Origin of the sequence: Neisseria sp. HMSC065D04, from assembly GCF_001815675.1 — a bacterium.
Lineage (GTDB): Bacteria > Pseudomonadota > Gammaproteobacteria > Burkholderiales > Neisseriaceae > Neisseria.
In genome coordinates this window covers 79,298-82,270 of the sequence record NZ_KV821473.1, presented here as the reverse complement: position 1 = coordinate 82,270, position 2,973 = coordinate 79,298, and the positions used below count along the sequence as shown (strand labels likewise).

Below are 2,973 nucleotides of genomic sequence, written 5' to 3'. Positions count from 1 at the left end.
CGCCGTACTGGTTTAAAGTTAATCCACTATACCTCTGCGTTGTCCCTGTATGCGGCGGTTTGTTCGGCATCACGTCATGCAACCATGAGCGACGCGCTTGGAAATGGAAAAAGCCGGAATCTGCGGGAAGCAGAATCCGGCTTGTCTAGGTCGTCTGAAAATGGCTGGGACATCCCCAAGGTTGGAAGGCGGTTCAACCCGGTTTCAGGTTTTCAGACGACCTTTTGTTCAGACAGTCAAACGATGGGTTTAATCGTCGTCGTAATCGTAGTAATCATCGTCCCAGTCGCGGTAGTGTTTGCGGTGGTGATGTTTATGTTTGTGTTTTTTGTAGTACGTATCGCGGTAGTACGGGTCGCCGTAGCCGTAACCGTCGTAGCCGTAGTAGCGGGATTCGCGGTAACGGCGGTCGCGCAAGGCGATATCGTTGTCTTTTTGATTCATTTTTTTATTGTGGTAGGCGTAGGCGTTGCCTGCCAAACCGCCCGCCACTGCGCCGATGATTGCGCTTTGTCCGTCGTTGCCCAATAGACCGCCCAAGGCTGCGCCTGCTGCTGCGCCGGCGAGGGTGGCTTTTTTCTGGTTTGCCGTGCCTCGCGCTTCCGCGTGGATGGCGGGGAGGCTGAGGCTGGCGGCGAGCAATACCGCCATAAGTGGTTTCATGGTCATTGTTTCTTCCTTTCGTGAAACACGGCAGATGCCGGAGTTATAGTGGATTAAAATAAAAATGAGACAAGGCGGCAACGCCCGCCGTGTACGGGTAGTACATAAGGGCGTTGGCAACGCCGTATCATTGCAATTTTAATCCACTATATTTTCATTATAATCAGCCCTTTGTTTACCTTCGCCCGCCTGTGGAAAATTAGCGTAAACAAATGTTGCTTTTGTTCGGTACGGTTACTCGGCTGATAGATGGAAAGCTTGGTCTGTCTTGGATTTGGCGGCGATAAAACGCCCCGAAGCCGCAATACGGTTTCGGGGCGTTTGGGTTTCAGACGACCTGTGCGGTGTCTGCAACACTTGTTGGAAAAAGCCTATTCTTCAGGCAGCCGCCATACGGAAAGGATGAATCCTCCCCAAATGACGACGAGTGCGATAATCATCATGATGATGGCTGAGGTACTCATTCTTTATCTCCTTGTTCATGTTCGTGTTCGTCTTTGACGTTGAAGTTTTGACCATGTTTCCAAGGCAGAAGCGACAGTACCACGGAGATGACAATCAGACCGATCGACATGCCCCAGCCGAAGATATTGAGGAAATCGCTGGGATATTTCGAGTAGTTTTCTTTAAGCAGGCCGATTGTGTCTTGGTACAACATATAGCCGAGCATGGCAACGGTAAAGATGACGCTGGCAGTCCAAATCGCACCGACGCGGACGGAGGAGAGCGCGTTCAGGTGGTTGCGCAGTTCGGGCAGTTTGCGCAGGACGATGATGGCCAAAACATAGACGAAGCCGGCGGCGACGATGCCGTAGGTGTTGACGAATTTGTCCAAGACGTCCAAAACAGGCAGGCCGGTGGTCGTGCCGAAGAGCAGGGTGGAGATAATGCCCATCGGGATGCAGACAAGCAGGGTAGCGTTGACGCGGCCGATGTTCAATTTGTCCTGAATGGCGGCAACGATGACTTCGACGATGGAAATCATCGAAGTAATGCCTGCGAATACCAGCGAACCGAAGAACAATACGCCGATCAGTGCACCCATCGGAGCTTGGTTGATGATGGTCGGGAAGGCGATGAAAGCCAAACCGATGCCGCTGGAAGCAACTTGACTGACGGCTTGTCCATTGGCTTGTGCCATAAAGCCCAACGCGGCGAATACGCCGATGCCGGCGAGCAATTCAAAGCTGCTGTTGGCAAAGCCGACAACCAAGCCGGTACCGCCCAAGTCGGTTTTTTTCTTCAGGTAGGAAGAGTAAGTCACCATGATGCCGAAGCAGATGGAGAGCGAGAAGAAAATCTGACCGTATGCGGCAACCCAGACTCTAGGATCGGAAAGTTTCGACCAGTCGGGCGTAAACAGCGCGTCCAAGCCCTTAGCCGCGCCCGGCAGCGTCAGCGAGATGCCGACCATGATGATGAACATAATCAAAAGCAGCGGCATGAAAAACGACGATGCGCCTGCTACGCCTTTTTGTACGCCCAAAGCCATGATGATGCAGGTAAACAGCCATACGCCGATCAGCGGGCCGACGACTTTGCCGACAAAATCCAAGCCTAAGGCTTCAGGACCTGCCATGTTCAAAAAGTCTTTAAAGAAAAACGCCTGCGGATCTGCGCCCCATGCGGCGTTCAGCGAGTAATACGCATAGCTTGCCGACCAGCCGATGATGACTGCGTAGTAGATACAGATGATGATATTGGCCATGACGTTCCACCAGCCCACAGGCTCGAACCAGCGGCCGAGGCGGCGGAAAGCCAGCGGTGGCGAGCCGCGGTAGCGGTGGCCGATGGCGTAGTCGATCAGCAGCAGCGGGATGCCCGCAGTCAAGAGCGCGACCAGATAGGGTAGGAGGAACGCACCGCCTCCGTTTTCGAAGGCGATGTAGGGGAAGCGCCAAATGTTGCCCAGGCCGACGGCAGAGCCGATGGCGGCAACCATAAACGCGCGGCGGTTGCTAAACGTCGCGCGTTCGTTTGTTTTGGAATCAGACACGTTGATACCTCTTGCTTTGATGTGGTATGAAAACAGCCGCTTGGCGGCTTACGGTTATAGAAATGAGGTCTGACAGGGGTAATGTCGTCTGAAAAAACAGTCGGCTTGTGGCCTTTGTTTACAATCTACGGCTGTATCGTAAAAAAATTTAACAGGCTTGGCAAGTGGGGAAAACGGATTTTTAGCTGTATTTCAGGCAGTTTGAGGAAGATGAGGGAAGATGGGATTCAGGATGGGGGGGCGTTTTTTCAGACGACCTGCTTTTTCAAAGGGAGGTATTTATAGTGGATTAACTTTAAATCAGAACAAGGCGA

General features: G+C 52.6%; 3 protein-coding genes. All 3 read right to left on the bottom strand.

The annotated features are described in order from the left end of the window. Positions 1 to 249 precede the first annotated feature (249 nt). The gene (locus HMPREF3050_RS01450) at positions 250 to 669 is read right to left on the bottom strand and encodes a glycine zipper domain-containing protein (RefSeq protein WP_003768927.1); all 420 of its coding nucleotides are present in this window, start codon (positions 667 to 669) and stop codon (positions 250 to 252) included. A 365-nt stretch (positions 670 to 1,034) separates the two neighbouring features. Beyond that, the gene (locus tag HMPREF3050_RS13040) at positions 1,035 to 1,127 is read right to left on the bottom strand and encodes a methionine/alanine import family NSS transporter small subunit (RefSeq protein ID WP_016687493.1); all 93 of its coding nucleotides are present in this window, start codon (positions 1,125 to 1,127) and stop codon (positions 1,035 to 1,037) included. Continuing rightward, a complete protein-coding gene (locus HMPREF3050_RS01445; RefSeq protein WP_070773202.1) occupies positions 1,124 to 2,659 on the bottom strand; it encodes a sodium-dependent transporter in 1,536 nt (511 codons plus the stop codon). Before HMPREF3050_RS01445 ends, HMPREF3050_RS13040 begins: the two co-directional genes overlap by 4 nt. Positions 2,660 to 2,973: the final 314 nt, after the last annotated feature.

Excerpts from the sequence above, each read along its gene's own strand:
- HMPREF3050_RS01450 (WP_003768927.1), bottom strand. The coding sequence starts at position 669 with ATGACCATGAAACCACTTATGGCGGTATTGCTCGCCGCCAGCCTCAGC.
- HMPREF3050_RS13040 (WP_016687493.1), bottom strand. The coding sequence starts at position 1,127 with ATGAGTACCTCAGCCATCATCATGATGATTATCGCACTCGTCGTCATT.